The following is a 15,296-nucleotide window of genomic DNA, read 5'->3' on the forward strand; positions in this document are numbered from 1 at the left end:
TTGCGTTTTTGAAATCAATGCATACCCGATTGATCAGAAATCCGTACTGGTAGCATCATAATCAAATTCCTGGTATTCGTCCTGATTCAGGTCGTATTTGGAACAATCGATCTCTATGCTTAATGGCCTTTCAGGTTTAGGGAAAGGTCCTTTGGTGATGTCCAGGTTAGGATCCTCGTAAACTTTGGTCATAAACTTTGACCAGATGGGGCGCGCGGTTCTGGAACCCTGCCCGTTGAGCCAGCTTCTGAAATGGATGGCCCGGTCATCGCCTCCTACCCATACACCACTAACAAGGTCTTTGGTAATGCCCATATACCAACCGTCAGAGGCATTTTGGGTGGTTCCGGTTTTCCCACCTATTTCATTTCCTTCATCCCGGATATTTCTTGGAAGTCCCTGACTTGTACCTCCCTCTTCCTCTGTTCCTCCACGAAGCATGTACACCATGATATAGGCATCTTCTTCACTCATGGCCGGTCGTTTTCGAGGGATAAACTGGTGCAGAACGTTGCCAAATTTGTCTTCAATCCTGTCGATGTAAATAGGAGTAATGTGCTCTCCTTTATTCACAAATGTGCTAAAGGCACCGACCATTTCCATGATAGAAACATCCACGGTTCCCAATGCGAGGGCAGGAACCGCTTCCAGTTCGCTCGTGATACCGATCCGATGCGCGGTTTCAACCACCACGCTGGGACTTAGTTTTTTCATCATATAGGCCGTGATGGAATTGACGGACTGGGACATGGCCGAGCGGATGGTCATGCGTTCGAAAGTGAATTCTCCATTGGCATTGCTGGGCCTCCAGGTGGGCTGATCGGGCTGGTTGATTTCCACAGGCTGATCAATCACCGTATAGCAAGGGCCGTAGCCATTCTCAATGGCGGCAGCATACACAAAGGGTTTAAAAGTGGAGCCGGGTTGTCTTTTTCCCTGCTTCACGTGATCGTATTTGAAATGCTTGTGATTAACACCCCCGACCCAGGCTTTGATATGCCCGCTGTGGGGATCCATGGAAACAAAACCTGTTTGAAGGAATTTTTTGTAGTACCTCAGGGAATCCATGGTACTCATGAGGGTGTCTATTTCTCCTTTTTCATAGGAAAAAACCGTCATTTTTTTCTTTTCATTCAGTTTGTACTCAATGCTGTCTGTGTCGTCTCCATATCTGGAACGGAGGTTTCGATAGGATTCGGTTCTTTTTACGGCGTTTTCAAGAAAATTTGGAATAGGCCTGCGCTGGCTGTCTATCCAGGGATCCCGATCCCCAATCTCCGCTTCGAATTTCTCCTGAAGTTCAGGCATGTGCTCGGCTACTGCCTCTTCCGCATACCGTTGCAGCCGGCTATCGATGGTGGTATATATCCGCAGGCCATCCCCAAACAGGTCGTAATTGGTACCATCCGGTTTTAGGTTTTCTCTTGTCCATTGTATCAAATCGGCTTTGACCACCTCTCGGAAGTAAGTAGCTAATCCTTCATTATGACCTTCCACATTGTATTCCAATTCGATGGGCATATCGGAAATGCTGTCGTATTGGGATTGGGTAATGAATTCATACTTATTCATCTGCGACAACACCGTGTTTCTTCTACGAAGAGAGTTCTCAGGATTATAAACAGGACTGTAGTAGGAGGGAGCTTTAAAAAGACCTACCAATGTGGCAGATTCCTGGATGCTCAAGTCCCTGGGTTCCTTGTTGAAGAAGGTGCTGGCAGCGGTCTTGATTCCAAATGAATTACTCCCAAAGTCGGAAGTATTCAGGTACATGGTAAGTAATTCTTCTTTTGTATAGGCCCTTTCAAGTTTTGCTGCCACGAGCCATTCCTTGGTTTTAATGATAATCATCCTCAGGACCGGAACATTGCTCAAAAAGCCCTGCGAAGCTTTTGTCCGAGTTTTAAAAAGGTTTTTTGCCGTTTGTTGGCTTAGTGTACTTCCACCCCCTGCGCCTCGCTGACCGAGGAGTAGCGTTTTGACCAATACCCTGGACAGGCCCCTGGGGTCGATTCCAGAGTGGTCCTCAAAGCGAACGTCTTCTGTGGCAATCAGCGCATTGATCAGGTTGGGAGCAAGTTCATTATAGGTGACAGGTGTCCGGTTTTCCCTAAAATATTTTCCCAGCAAAATACCGTCCGCTGAATACAATTCGGAGGCTAGTTCGCTTTCCGGATTTTCAAGCGATTCAAAATCCGGCATGTCTCCAAACAAGCCCAGGAAGTTGGCATTTACTGCGGTAATGAAAAGGACCAATCCAACCAATCCCAAAACAAAAACCAGCCACATGTATCGAATGATTTTTTTATACAAAGGCTTAGCATTACTCTTTTTACTATTACTCATACTAGTTATTAATAAGCTTGCTCATAGAAGGACCTGTACTCTTCCAGATCCTTTCGTTTGTTGAGTTGCTGGAAGTTTTCTATTGAAATAACAAAACTACTATTTTTTTGCTCCTCCGGTAATGAATCACTGTTAAAACTGCTTAAAAACGTTTCCCGGTAATTCAAAGACTTCTCCGCGTTGGGAAAAGGGCTGATAATTAGAATCTTCGTTTCTCTGGTGATGGCAATCGTACCTGTCCTCAACCGCTCAATAGAGAAATTTTCAGCGTGAAAACTTTCCAAAGCTGCCGTCAGATCTCCCGAATTTTCAGCCATATCTTCATCCAAGGGTAAAATAAAAATATGGGTTTGAGAGGCGTTTGCTTTGTAGGGAGACGCTTCTTCCTCGGGCACTTGTTGGTCCTGGTCCTGATCTGCGGCAACAGTCTCTTCTCCCGGCAACGCTTCCTCCTCACTGCTTGCCACCGCTTCGTCGTCTTCACTGACGGCCTCAAGCAACTTCTCTGCAAAATCCCGTAATGGTTCGTCCTCGGCATTTTGCAGAAAACTATGGAGCCGTTCCTTGTACCGGTCTACCGATTCCAGCTTCCCTGCAATCAAAATATCCAACAGCAATAACCGGTCCGTATTTTTGGTTAGCGGGTATCGGTTTAGGGATTCCCTTATGATACTGCGTGCGGAAGTATATTCTTGTTCCCGGTAACGTGCGTAAGCCTCCTTGTAATTTTGTCCGGATTCAAAATTCGCCTGAGAACCGGATACCTGGTCTGGGTTATTGATTGATTTGGTGAACTGGGAATCAGGGAATTCCGTATTAAGCAGCAGCGCATATGTTTCCGCACCGAGGCCCAGGTCCCTGGAGGCCAGATAAAGGGTATAATAAGCTTCGGGTTTTTTTGGCGTTTCCGGAAATTTTTCGATGAGCATTTCCAGATTGGTAATCGCTTTTTGGGGTTCTTCAAGGTCGAAATAAAGGAGTTTTCCCAGGTTAAAATAGGCATTTTCCATCTCCTCCAACATCAATTCGCGTGTTTCCGGTTCATTCGGTATTTGACTCAGTAAACTGCTTTTGTCCGGTAGCTGCGTGGCCAGGGCTGTTTCTTCCGAATCTTCCGTGGTGCCCTCTTCTGTTTCCTCAGATGAAACGGCCTGATCTCCTTCCCCTGGGATATCCTGAAAGCTGCGGTCGCTACTTCTCCAATTATCTGTAAGGGAGCGATTGCCCCAGACTTTATTAAATTCCAGCGAACCGCGCTGAATTGCCACCGGATTGTCCCAGTAAAAAGTGGATCCACTGCTGCCACCACTCCCTCCAAAGGCCAGCAGGTTGTCAAAGATGCCAGTGTTTTTCTTTTGATTTGCCAGTTCTGCTTCCTGGATTAATCGCGCTTCCTCCTGGGCCAAATAGGTGTCCACGTATGTTTCCTGTTCCTCAGGACTCAGGCGGCTAAGCCTAATCAGGCTGTCATTTCGAGTTAAAGTTTCAAAATTTTCCGCAAATTGATCAAAAACTACTTTTCTGGATGCCAGGGTAGCGTAGTTTCTGTCTGTTTCCTTGAATTTTGACAACGCACTGTCCAGGTAATATTTGGTTTTGAGAAAATCCTCCTTTTCGTGGAGGAACACCTCGGATAATTCCTGATAAATATACCCCTTCTGCCGCTCATTTTCGCTGGGCTCTTTTGCAGCAAGGGAGTAGAGTCGGATGGCCTCGTCCAGATTTCCTTGTTTTTTTTCAAAACGACCTTTTTCAAAAAGGATAACATCCCGAAAATCAACGTTCTTGTTATCAGAATAAAGGGCATCATAGTAGTCTCTTACTCTTTTCAGGTCCTTACTTTTCTCCAGTTCAGCTACCTGCTGGGAAAAAAGTTGGGCAAAAAAAGTGCGTTCGTAATTGGGACTACCCGATAAGGATTTTTGGTAATATTCGTAGGCAAACGCATCCAATCCCGCCTTTTGGTACATCTGCCCCAATATGAAATTGATTCGGGAGATTTCAGCCTTGTCATCGGTAAATTCCAAAGACTTAAATAAGGAAGGCACAATCATATCTGTTTCTCCCCGAGATTCATAGTAATAGGCCAGGGTTTTGTAGAGCAGTTTTTTATTTTCCTTGCTTATGTCCGGTTCTTTAGAAAGGTAATCCACTACAAAATTAGCATCTTCAAACTGTCGAAGGTCTATAAAGGATTTCAATAAGCGAATCAACGCTTCGTGCCGGACCGGGTCCTGCGTACTGTTGACATTTAAATATTTGAAGGTGTTCTGCGCTTCGTCGAATTTCCCATTATAATAATCTACTCTGCCGATCAGCAGGTAAGCCGGGTCCACCCACTTACTTATTTTATGCCAATCCACTGCTTTGGAAGCCATTTCTCTGGCTTCATCCAGCAGGGTTTCATTTGCTTCTATGGTGCTGCTGTCGATGGGATAAAAAACGGGTAATACCTGAGAGAAATCTTCCTGATACTCTTTTTCTATTTCAACTTCCAATTCCTTGATTTTTTCTTTGGCATAATAATAGGCATTAAATCTAGCCGTTGTATTATGATACAGGCGATTGGTAAACGTATCCTTTTGGGAGGAGCAGGAAATTACCCCAGCCAATAAGGCCAATAGGATCATATAAGTTCGCAGAAAAAGGATTGCTTTATACAAGGTGTTTGAATTTGAAATAGGGTCCAAATTAGTTCTTTTGCGATAAAAATTTAAACGAAAGGAATTAAATTCTATTTTTGTAAAAGATAAATCTTTAAATAATAAGCCCATTGAGCGTAAAACAGAAAATTAATGACTGGATTGAAACCAAGTTTCTGATTGTCATCAGAAAAGAGGAAGACTTTTCGGTCATCACTTCCTTTAATATTACGAAGATACGGGTCGGATTATTGTTCGCTTTGGTGTTTCTGACCTGTTTTGTTCTTTCCTTGTTTTTGTCCAAGACATTGCTGGCCCGATGGTTTGATCCTTTGTATGTGGAAACCGAAAACATGGTGCGGATTCATTCCCTGTCGGAGACGGTGGATTCCCTGATACTTGAAGTGGAAGCAAAGGATCAGTATGTTCGAAACATACAGATGGTACTTTCCGGGGAAACCGATCTGGACGAGGAGCAAACAGAGCCGGTAGAAAACCAGGGAGAACAGCAAGTGGACCGATCGGAAATCGACCTCTTCAAGAGTAGCGACGCTACCCAGCAAATAATCAGTGAATTCGAATCCCTACCGCTCGAAGAAGGAGGTTTTGGCAATTTGAGTAGCAGTACCTTTACTGATAATTATTTTTTCCCCCCGGTGAAGGGAGTGGTTACCAGTAGTTTTTCGGCTTCAGGAAATCATTTTGGAATAGACGTGGTAGCTGGAGAAAATGAGCCGGTAAAGGCCATAGCAGATGGAACCGTCATTTTTGCCAGCTGGACGCTAGATACCGGTTATGTAGTAGGAATACAGCATTCGAATGAATTGATTTCGATTTACAAACATAATTCTGTAATATTGAAAGCTATTGGCGATCCTGTACGTGGTGGTGAGATTGTATCCATCATCGGCAACACAGGCGAACAAACCACAGGCCAGCATTTACACCTGGAATTGTGGTACAGAGGAAATCCGCTAGATCCCCGGGAATTCATAACATTTGATTAATTATGGCAAAGAACACGGATGATAGAAGAAATACCAATGAACTGGTGAGCTCCAGCAATTTGGTAGCAATGGGAACGGTAATCGTTGGAAATATTGGGTCCCAGGGAAATATCCGGGTAGAAGGTACGGTAGAGGGATCGCTGGACTCGCAGCAGAAAATCATTATCGGAGAATCGGCAAAAGTGAATGGCGATGTGAAAGCCTCCGAAGTGGAAATTTCAGGCCAGGTCAATGGTGACATCCAATGCGAGGAATCCCTTTTCCTTAAAAAAACCGCGCTCATCATAGGAGATATTTACACCAAAAAGCTCATAATCGAAAATGGTGCGGAGTTTAACGGGAAATGCAATATGGGCACCAACAATCAGTTAAAAGTGGACAGGGATCATGTCAACCCCAAACAACAAGCCTCCTCAAACTGAGCCACCGGCTTACGTTAAATATTTTGGACTTGCTTTCCAGATGGGGGCGATCATCGCGCTGGGCACATGGCTTGGTTACAAACTCCATTTAAAAAGCGGCATGGTTTTTCCATTATACCTGCTGCTGGGTTGTTTTCTTTCGCTTTCCCTGGCTTTTTATCAGCTTTTTAGATCCCTCAAATCCGATGAAAATCGATAAGGCCCGTCAAACCAAACCCCCGATTTGCGCTACATGAAAAAGCAAATCAAAATCATATGAAATCCCTTCAGATAAAAGGATTGGTGAAAATCACCGTTTTCACCCTGCTTTTGGCCTTGATAGCTGCGGGAGGACAGGCCTTATTTCCCGGACCCTGGTTTCACAGGCATTTTTGGGCCATGTTGCTTTTCTTTGCGGTCCTAACCGGGAGTACCGGTGTGTTGGCGACCCTGTTGATGAAACTGGAAACATTTAATTCGGTATCGGTGATCCTGGGCATCACAGTGCTCCGATTACTTTTTAGTATCGGCTTTGTTTTTATTATTTTATGGGCAGGTGATGAAAATTTACTTTGGTTTGTAGTAGATTTCTTTATCATTTATTTGTTGTACTTATTGTTTGATATGTACAGCTTAATAACTAATTTGCGCCTTCATTCGAAATAGGCGATAAAAAATATTTTGATGTTCCGCAAATTTATCAGGTTAAGTTTCTTATTGTCAGTAGTTTTACTGGCGTTTTCCGCTGTTTCCATGGCAGCTTCCGGTGAGGATGAAGACAAAACAAGTTTCATCATGCACCATATCAAGGACTCCCATGAATGGCACTTTGCCACCCTTGGTCATACGCACATTACCCTGCCGCTTCCGGTCATTGTCTATTCCGGAGACAGAGGATTTGAGTTTTTCTCTTCCTCCTCCTTTGTAGATTCCGAAACCCACCATTTCGGTGTGGAACATGAAGGCTATTATATAGATGAACATGACAAGTTGCAGGCAGTTGATGAAAGCAGGAGTTTCATCGATGTGAGTATCACCAAAAACGTAGCCATGCTATTTTTGGTGATAGGGGTGACGCTATACTTAATGCTTGGAGCATCCAAACATTACAAAAAGCACCCGAACAGGGCTCCGAAAGGGATCGCATCCTTTGTGGAACCCATTGTAGTATTCGTACGGGATGAAATTGCCCGTCCCAATATCGGACCCAAATACAAAAAGTTTACGCCCTATTTGTTGTCCCTGTTCTTTTTTATTTGGATTGGGAACCTTCTGGGGCTTTTGCCCGGAGCGGCTAACCTTACGGGCAATATTGCGGTCACCGTAACATTGGCAATGATCACCTTCTTCGTTACAAACTTCAACGGAAACAAGGCTTATTGGAAGCACGTGGTGGCGACTCCGGGGGTGCCGATTCCCTTATTGCTAATTATCGTACCGGTAGAAATAATTGGTTTGTTTACCAAACCATTTGCGCTAACGGTCAGGTTGTTTGTAGCGATTACGGCAGGACACATTGTTATCCTGAGCTTTATAGGGTTGATCTTTGTATTTGAATCCTATGCGGTTGGAGTGGCCTCTACCCTAATGGTGGTATTTATCAATGTCATTGAATTATTAGTGGCGACCATTCAGGCCTATGTTTTCACCTTGTTTTCTGCCATGTACATTGGTGCGGCCGTGGCGGAACATGGGCATGATCATTAAATCGAAATTTCTTTGTTCAATTTAATTTAAATAAAAAACGAGTATGTTGACTTCTTTATTATTGACTGCCGGTTTTGCACTTATGGGTGCGGGTATCGGTGCCGGAATTGTAGCGATAGGCGCAGGTCTGGGTATTGGTAGAATCGGTGGGCAAGCCATGGAAGGCATCGCACGACAGCCAGAGGCTGCTGGAAAAATCCAGACTGCGATGTTGATCATTGCTGCTCTTATTGAAGTGGTTTCCTTGTTTGCAGTGGTAGTTTGTCTGCTGATTGCACTTAATGGCAACTTAACTTTCTAGTAAAAAAATGGGGGCCGGCGATAGGCCGGTCCCCTATTTTAAAATTGAACAAATCCCATTACAAGCTTAACGAATAGACACCATGGATCTGATTAGCCCCGATTTAGGTTTGATTATCTGGCAAACGGTAGGTTTTGCCATCTTGTTTTTCCTGCTGGCAAAGTTTGCCTGGAAACCCATACTGGCCGCATTAGAAGAGCGCGATGGGGCGATTGAGGCCTCTCTTAACGAAGCGGAAAAGGCTAAAATGGAAATGGCCAACCTGGTCGCTGAGAATGAAAAACTGCTTCAAGAGGCACGGATAGAACGGGATGAAATCCTGAAGGGAGCCAACGAATATGCCGCGAAGTTAATGGAGGATGCAAAAGGTGAAGCAGCCAGTGCCGGTGCCAAAATGATTGAAGAGGCCAAGGCGGTTATCGAAACGGAAAAGCAGGCGGCCTTGATGGACGTAAAGATTCAGGTGGCTGAGATGTCTCTGTTGATAGCTGAAAAACTAATGAGGCAAAACCTTTCCAGTGAGCCGGCTCAGAAGAAGTTGGTCGAGGAATTCGTTAAAGACATAAAACTAAATTAATCTCCCCACAATGTCAGCATACAGAGTAGCTTCACGATACGCAAAATCATTGTTGGAACTGGCAGTGGAGGGTGACCTATTGGAAAAGGTACACCAGGATATGAATGGTGTCCTCGATATGGCGGGGCAAAGTCCTGATTTCGTGGATGCTATTAAAAGTCCGGTCATCACTTCCGACCAGAAGTTGGTTTTGATTCGGGCACTTTTTGGAAAATCTGTAACGCCGCTTTCCATGAAGTTTTTTGAATTGGTGAGTAAAAAGGGGAGAGAAGGCTTACTTCCGGATATGGCCCAGGGGTTTCACCGCTTGTATAACGAGCATTTGGGTATCCAACCGGCGGAGGTGGTGGCCACCATTCAGTTGGATGAGGCATTGCGGCAGGCCTTCAAAGATATCGTCAAAGAAGTTTCCGGTAAGGATAAGGTGGAGTTGATTGAGAAAATCAATCCGAATGTAATCGGAGGCTTTATATTAAGAATAGAAGACAGGCAACTTGACGAATCCATAAAAAGCAAGTTGCAACAACTACGATTAGGTTTTACCCAAAACCTTTACGAAAAGAAATATTAAAATTAGCAGTAATCAATACTAATCCTATATAATAATGGCAGATGTAAGACCTGATGAAGTTTCGGCAATTTTGAAAGAACAGCTTTCTGGTGCCAGAACCCAAGCGGAATTGGAAGAAGTTGGGACCGTGCTCCAAGTTGGTGACGGGGTAGCCCGAATTTACGGACTTTCCAAAGCCCAGGCAGGGGAACTGATCGAATTTGAGAATGGGTTGAAGGCCATGGTGCTTAACCTGGAAGAGGACAATGTTGGAGCCGTACTTTTTGGCGACGCGAAGTCCGTTCGTGAAGGAGACACCGTTAAAAGAACCAAGAGAATTGCTTCTATCAAGGCAGGAGAAGGCATGTTGGGTAGGGTGGTAGACACCCTCGGAACGCCAATAGACGGAAAAGGCCCCTTGGAAGGTGAGCTTTATGAAATGCCACTGGAGCGAAAAGCCCCAGGTGTTATTTACCGTCAGCCTGTAAACGAGCCACTTCAAACAGGGATTAAATCCATTGATGCCATGATTCCTATCGGAAGAGGGCAACGGGAATTGATCATTGGTGACCGGCAAACAGGTAAGACCGCAGTGGCCATTGATACCATTCTGAATCAAAGAGAATTTTACGATAAAGGAGAGCCGGTATTTTGTATCTACGTAGCGATTGGTCAGAAGGCCTCTACGGTTGCGAATGTGGTGGCCTCCCTTGAAAAAGGAGGAGCGTTACCCTATACGGTTATCGTGAGTGCTTCAGCTGCTGATCCTGCTCCCATGCAATTCTTTGCGCCCTTTACCGGTGCTGCCATAGGGGAGTTTTTCAGAGATACAGGTAAGCCCGCCCTGGTAGTGTATGATGATCTTTCCAAACAAGCGGTGGCTTACCGGGAAGTATCCCTGTTGTTAAGAAGACCTCCGGGAAGAGAAGCTTATCCAGGTGACGTTTTTTACCTACACTCCAGATTGTTGGAAAGAGCGGCGAAAATAAACGCATCGGATGAAATTGCCAGTCAAATGAATGACTTGCCGCCTTCTCTGGTACCCTTGGTGAAGGGTGGCGGATCCTTGACCGCCCTGCCCATTATTGAAACCCAGGCGGGGGACGTTTCTGCTTACATTCCTACAAACGTGATTTCCATTACCGATGGACAGATATTCCTGGAGACCAACCTTTTTAACTCCGGTATCCGTCCTGCTATCAACGTGGGTATTTCGGTATCTCGGGTAGGAGGAAACGCCCAAATTAAAGCCATGAAAAAGGTAGCTGGAACGCTTAAACTGGATCAGGCACAGTTTAGGGAATTAGAGGCCTTCTCTAAATTTGGGTCCGATCTTGACCCAACGACCAAAAGGACGATTGAGCGGGGAAGAAGAAATCAGGAAATCTTGAAACAGGGACAATATTCACCCGTCAAGGTAGAATTTCAGGTAGCCATCATTTTCGCTTCTACAAAAGGCTTACTGGATAACATACCGGTAGAAAGTGTAAAAGCGTTTGAAAAAGATTTCTATAACATCATTAAGGCGCAGTATCCTGAAGTACTCACGGCCATCAACAAGGCGGATATGGAGACCATGGGCACACTCCTGAAAAAGGCAGTTGATGAAATTGCGCCAAAATACGCTGCCAAGTAATTTTAGGAATTCTGATACATAGAAGGATATAAACGGTTATGGCCAATCTTAAAGAAGTAAAGGAAAGGATCAATTCGGTAAGCTCTACTCAGCAAATTACCAAGGCCATGAAAATGGTGGCGGCAGCCAAGTTGAGAAGAGCTCAGGACAAAATTGTCCAGATGAGACCTTATTCCCAAAAATTGACTTCCATCTTAAATAATATTACCTCCGGGACCGAAGGAGGTACCGATATCGTTTATGCAGAAGAGCGTCCTGTATCCAAGCTTCTAATTGTTCCCATCACCTCTGATAAAGGATTATGTGGTGCCTTTAATTCCAATATCCTGAAAGCCACCATGTCTCTTACGGAGGAACATGCGGACAAACAGGTTACCGTGATGCCGGTAGGGAAAAAGGCCCTGGATTTCTTCAAGAAAAAAGATTTTTCCACTCATACGGATTATGCCAGGTTGTTTGAAGATGTTTCCTTTGAACCGGTAAAAGAAGCAGCCGAATTTGTAATGGATTCCTTTGTAGCCGGAAAGTTTGATAAAGTACTTTTGGTCTACAATGAATTTAAGAATGTAGCCACCCAGGCGGTAATTAAAGAACAGTTTTTACCGATTAGCAAAATTGAGCAGGAAGAAGGGGACAACAAGCCAAGCCAGGAATACCTGGTGGAGCCATCCCGGGAGTATATCATTGAGGAACTGGTTCCGAATTCATTGAAAATTCAGTTTTATAAGGCGATTTTGGATAGTAACGCCTCTGAACACGGTGCCAGGATGACGGCTATGAGTAAGGCTACCGACAATGCCGCTGAACTGCTTAAAGAATTGAAACTGGTTTACAATCGTACGCGTCAGGCAGCCATTACCAATGAAATTCTCGAAATTGTGGCTGGAGCCAATGCGCTGGAAGGAAATTAATAGGGCAAAAATTCGAAAAAGAAAACCGATTGGACTACGCAATCGGTTTTTTTTTTGGATCAGAATCACGCTTCTCAAGCAGTTTCAAGAGGATTTTGCCTATATTGAGAATGCCTTAACTATCCGTTGACAGGTATTGTTGCGGGCATAGGTTACCAGTTTTCTCTGGGTTCCGTTGCGTAGGTAGTTTTGAAATCCATGAAAGAAGTAGAAGCAGGCGAATTTTTGAAGCGTTCACGCGAATATCCTGTGGTGGATACCCGCTCCCCGGCTGAATTTGCTTGTGGCCATATTCCGGGTGCCATTAATTTACCATTGTTTGACAATTCGGAACGAAAAATAATCGGTACCCTTTACAAGCAGCAAGGCCAAAAGGCGGCGATCAAAGTAGGTTTGACGATTGCCGGGCCCAAAATGGCTGGTTTCATTGAGCAGGTGGAGGCACTTCATTCCCAAAACGTACTGATTCACTGCTGGAGAGGAGGGATGCGATCGCATAGCATGGCCTGGCTTTTAGAGCTTTATGGCTTTGATGTTTGGATCTTTAAGGGGGGGTACAAAGCCTATCGAAATGCCTTGTTGGATTATTTTAAGAATCCGCTTCCTTTACGGGTAATTGCAGGAAGTACTGGTTCTATGAAAACAGCCTTGCTGAAAAAGCTCCGTGAAATGGAGGAGCAGGTGGTGGATTTGGAAGGGCTGGCCAACCATCCGGGTTCCAGCTTCGGCAACCAGGTAAGCACCGGGCAACCTTCTACCGAACAGTTTCAAAATAACTTATTTGCGGAATTTTTTTCAATGAATCCCCTTCGACCGATTTGGTTGGAAGATGAGTCCTTTTCGATCGGTAAAGTGCATTTGGTGGAAGGATTGTATCGTGCCATGCAGGAATCCCCTCATTACCTTGTCCTCCTTCCCTGGAAGCAGCGGATAGCCGTTTTACTCCAAGAATACGGACAAATCCCGAAGGAGAAATTGATCCAGGCCATTCAGGGCATAGCCAAAAAACTTGGAACAGTGCTGGCAAACCAAGCCATTCATTCCGTGGAAACGGGAGATCTGGCTAAGGCGGCAGAAATTATTCTGAATTACTACGATCGGGCTTACAGTAAGGGCATCCAAAGGAAACAAGACTTGGTGTTAGGCCCTTTTCATGTAAACGCTGAAAACATGGAAGAAACGGCAACAAAATTAATTCATTACAGGCAGTAAACGGAAGCAAATGGAACCGATAAAATTAACCCAATACAGCCATGGGGCAGGATGTGGTTGTAAAATTTCGCCCGCAGTGTTAGCGGAGATGCTGCATCAGGAAAATCCATCTGCCAGGGTTTTCCCAAATCTTTTGGTAGGCAATGAGGAAAGTGATGACGCGGCTGTTTTTGACCTGGACGGAAAAACGGCTGTGGTTAGTACGACCGATTTTTTTATGCCGATTGTGGATGATCCCTTTGATTTTGGGGCGATAGCTGCCACTAATGCCCTCAGTGATATCTATGCCATGGGAGCTGAGCCCATCATGGCCATCGCTATTTTGGGATGGCCCATCGCCAAGTTACCAGCCTCCGTAGCCAGTAAAGTGCTGGAGGGCGGCAGGTCCGTTTGCCATTCCGCCGGTATTCCTTTGGCCGGAGGGCACAGCATAGATGCGCCGGAGCCGATTTTTGGTCTGGCAGTGACAGGCAAAATGGCTACCAATCAGGTAAAAAGAAATAATGGAGCTAAAGTAGGCGATCGGCTTTATTTGACCAAACCATTAGGGGTGGGGATGGTTACCACTGCCGAGAAAAAGGGATTGGCAAAGAAGGAAGACCTGATTCTAGCCAAGAAATCCATGCTAACACTAAACAGCATCGGTGCCAAAGTAGCCGCCTGGGAGGAGGTACATGCCATGACCGATGTAACCGGGTTTGGATTGGGGGGACACCTGAGTGAAATGTGCCATGGTTCGGGGGTGTCAGCCAGGCTTTACGGGGGACAGATACCCTGTTTTGACTTCGTGGACCAGTACATCGAACTAGACTGTATCCCGGGAGGTACGCACCGGAATTGGGAGAGCTATGGACATGCGATCAGGATAAAAAATTCCGTAAATAAATTAATCCTAGCCGATCCACAGACTAGCGGAGGCTTATTGATGGCTGTCGGCAAGGATCATCAGAAAGACTTTGAAGAAAAAATGAAAAAGGAAGGATTGGAATTGCAATCTTTTGGGGAGATCATCGGTAAATCTGATTTTTTAATTGAAATTACCTAAGCTTGTTCCTTGAAAGAAGTTTGGAGATGGACTTCATAAGCTCCTCCTTTCTGAAAAGGGCCTGATCCATGGGCAACCCCTCTCTCAGGCCTGGTCGTTCATGGCCGGTATAGCTCAGCCAGGCATCCCGGATTACCTCTTGCTTTTCACGTACCAGTGGCAGCAATTCCGTACCAAGAGGAATCCTGTCAAATACCGCTTTCGGAAGATCCGCTTCGAGATATTGGGACTCGCCGATTCCTTTTAGTAAACTCCTTGCCATGAGCCAGTGCCCCTGCTCGCCCGGGTGAACTCCGTCCGATGTCAGTGCAAAATCAGGGTTGGTTTCCCTTTCATCCTCCAGAAACTTCCGCATGGGCCAATGCAGGTCAATCACTTTCCATGCTTGGGCATACCGCTGGCTGACCATCCAGGAGGCGTACACCGCAAGTACGGAGGCATAGGCAGGATCTTGAGGCCGGTCATAGACAGGAGGTGTCAGGTGAATAAGAGGAATCCCCAGGGAATCGGCTTTCTGTTGAAGTTTTTGCTGCCCTTTTTTGTAGGCACTAAATCTTGACTCGTCAAAAGGCAGGTAAATGCCATCATTAATGCCGTAGCAGGAAAAAATAAAATCCGGCTCAACAGCCTTCAATACGCGATCTAATCTTTCATGTAAATCTGGCCTGGGAAACCTGCCGTCGGCATGGCCCGCTTCCGATAAACCGGAAACCGTCTCACTGGGTAAGCCCAGGTTGATGAATTCCCAGTTTCTTTCCGGATGGATAAGTCTCAAATAGGTTTCTACATAGGTCAGGTACTGACCGGCATAGCTGATGCTGTTTCCGAGAAATAGTATTTTTTTAGAATCCTTGGGAAGGGAATAGCTGCCCTGGGCAAGGACAGGAAAAATAAGGAAATAACAGGCGAAACAAAGAAAGGCTCTGGCGATCATGGAGCATAGTTTTTTGGTGGATAGAAA

The 15,296-nt window shown here is 45.3% G+C and carries 15 protein-coding genes; 12 read left to right on the top strand and 3 right to left on the bottom strand.

Features of this window, described 5'->3' with window-relative positions:
- Positions 1-33: 33 nt before the first annotated feature.
- Both GJQ68_RS06130 and porW read right to left on the bottom strand, forming a co-directional pair.
- A complete protein-coding gene (locus tag GJQ68_RS06130) occupies positions 34-2,346 on the bottom strand; it encodes a penicillin-binding protein 1A (RefSeq protein ID WP_202927885.1) in 2,313 nt (770 codons plus the stop codon).
- A gap of 8 nt (positions 2,347-2,354) precedes the next feature.
- Positions 2,355-5,009 carry a type IX secretion system periplasmic lipoprotein PorW/SprE gene (gene porW / locus GJQ68_RS06135; RefSeq protein WP_317174413.1) on the bottom strand — a complete coding sequence of 885 codons (2,655 nt, stop codon included), beginning with the start codon at positions 5,007-5,009 and terminating at the stop codon, positions 2,355-2,357.
- Between the two features lie 110 nt (positions 5,010-5,119).
- Between porW and GJQ68_RS06140 the strand changes: the two genes are divergently transcribed.
- The 12 genes from GJQ68_RS06140 (at position 5,120) to selD (ending at position 14,335) form a co-directional block, all read left to right on the top strand.
- On the top strand, positions 5,120-5,995 hold the full coding sequence (locus GJQ68_RS06140; RefSeq protein WP_162416423.1) for a M23 family metallopeptidase: 876 nt from the start codon (positions 5,120-5,122) through the stop codon (positions 5,993-5,995).
- A 2-nt stretch (positions 5,996-5,997) separates the two neighbouring features.
- Positions 5,998-6,417 carry a bactofilin family protein gene (locus GJQ68_RS06145; RefSeq protein WP_162416424.1) on the top strand — a complete coding sequence of 140 codons (420 nt, stop codon included), beginning with the start codon at positions 5,998-6,000 and terminating at the stop codon, positions 6,415-6,417.
- Positions 6,383-6,616, top strand: coding sequence for an AtpZ/AtpI family protein (locus GJQ68_RS06150; protein ID WP_162340985.1), 234 nt, complete (start codon positions 6,383-6,385; stop codon positions 6,614-6,616). The genes GJQ68_RS06145 and GJQ68_RS06150 overlap by 35 nt, the downstream gene beginning before the upstream one ends.
- A gap of 56 nt (positions 6,617-6,672) precedes the next feature.
- A complete protein-coding gene (locus GJQ68_RS06155) occupies positions 6,673-7,062 on the top strand; it encodes a hypothetical protein (protein ID WP_162416425.1) in 390 nt (129 codons plus the stop codon).
- An 18-nt stretch (positions 7,063-7,080) separates the two neighbouring features.
- The gene (gene atpB, locus GJQ68_RS06160; protein WP_162416426.1) at positions 7,081-8,103 is read left to right on the top strand and encodes a F0F1 ATP synthase subunit A; all 1,023 of its coding nucleotides are present in this window, start codon (positions 7,081-7,083) and stop codon (positions 8,101-8,103) included.
- 43 nt (positions 8,104-8,146) lie between these two features.
- Complete coding sequence (atpE, locus tag GJQ68_RS06165; protein WP_010854327.1) at positions 8,147-8,404, top strand: ATP synthase F0 subunit C; 258 nt, start codon at positions 8,147-8,149, stop codon at positions 8,402-8,404.
- Between the two features lie 82 nt (positions 8,405-8,486).
- A complete protein-coding gene (locus tag GJQ68_RS06170; RefSeq protein WP_162416427.1) occupies positions 8,487-8,981 on the top strand; it encodes a F0F1 ATP synthase subunit B in 495 nt (164 codons plus the stop codon).
- A 10-nt stretch (positions 8,982-8,991) separates the two neighbouring features.
- Positions 8,992-9,552 carry an ATP synthase F1 subunit delta gene (gene atpH, locus GJQ68_RS06175; protein ID WP_162416428.1) on the top strand — a complete coding sequence of 187 codons (561 nt, stop codon included), beginning with the start codon at positions 8,992-8,994 and terminating at the stop codon, positions 9,550-9,552.
- Positions 9,553-9,586: 34 nt separating this feature from the next.
- Complete coding sequence (gene atpA, locus GJQ68_RS06180; RefSeq protein ID WP_162416429.1) at positions 9,587-11,167, top strand: F0F1 ATP synthase subunit alpha; 1,581 nt, start codon at positions 9,587-9,589, stop codon at positions 11,165-11,167.
- 38 nt (positions 11,168-11,205) lie between these two features.
- Positions 11,206-12,078, top strand: a complete 873-nt coding sequence (gene atpG, locus GJQ68_RS06185) for an ATP synthase F1 subunit gamma (RefSeq protein WP_162416430.1) — start codon at positions 11,206-11,208, stop codon at positions 12,076-12,078.
- Positions 12,079-12,276: 198 nt separating this feature from the next.
- A complete protein-coding gene (gene mnmH, locus GJQ68_RS06190; RefSeq protein ID WP_162416431.1) occupies positions 12,277-13,290 on the top strand; it encodes a tRNA 2-selenouridine(34) synthase MnmH in 1,014 nt (337 codons plus the stop codon).
- A 10-nt stretch (positions 13,291-13,300) separates the two neighbouring features.
- Positions 13,301-14,335 carry a selenide, water dikinase SelD gene (selD, locus tag GJQ68_RS06195; protein WP_162416432.1) on the top strand — a complete coding sequence of 345 codons (1,035 nt, stop codon included), beginning with the start codon at positions 13,301-13,303 and terminating at the stop codon, positions 14,333-14,335.
- Here the strand turns inward: selD and GJQ68_RS06200 are convergent.
- The gene (locus GJQ68_RS06200; protein WP_162416433.1) at positions 14,328-15,269 is read right to left on the bottom strand and encodes an SGNH/GDSL hydrolase family protein; all 942 of its coding nucleotides are present in this window, start codon (positions 15,267-15,269) and stop codon (positions 14,328-14,330) included. The two genes, selD and GJQ68_RS06200, sit on opposite strands and share 8 nt — an antisense overlap.
- Between the last annotated feature and the right edge of the window lie 27 nt (positions 15,270-15,296).

Origin of the sequence: Cyclobacterium roseum, from assembly GCF_010119225.1 — a bacterium.
GTDB lineage: Bacteria > Bacteroidota > Bacteroidia > Cytophagales > Cyclobacteriaceae > Cyclobacterium > Cyclobacterium roseum.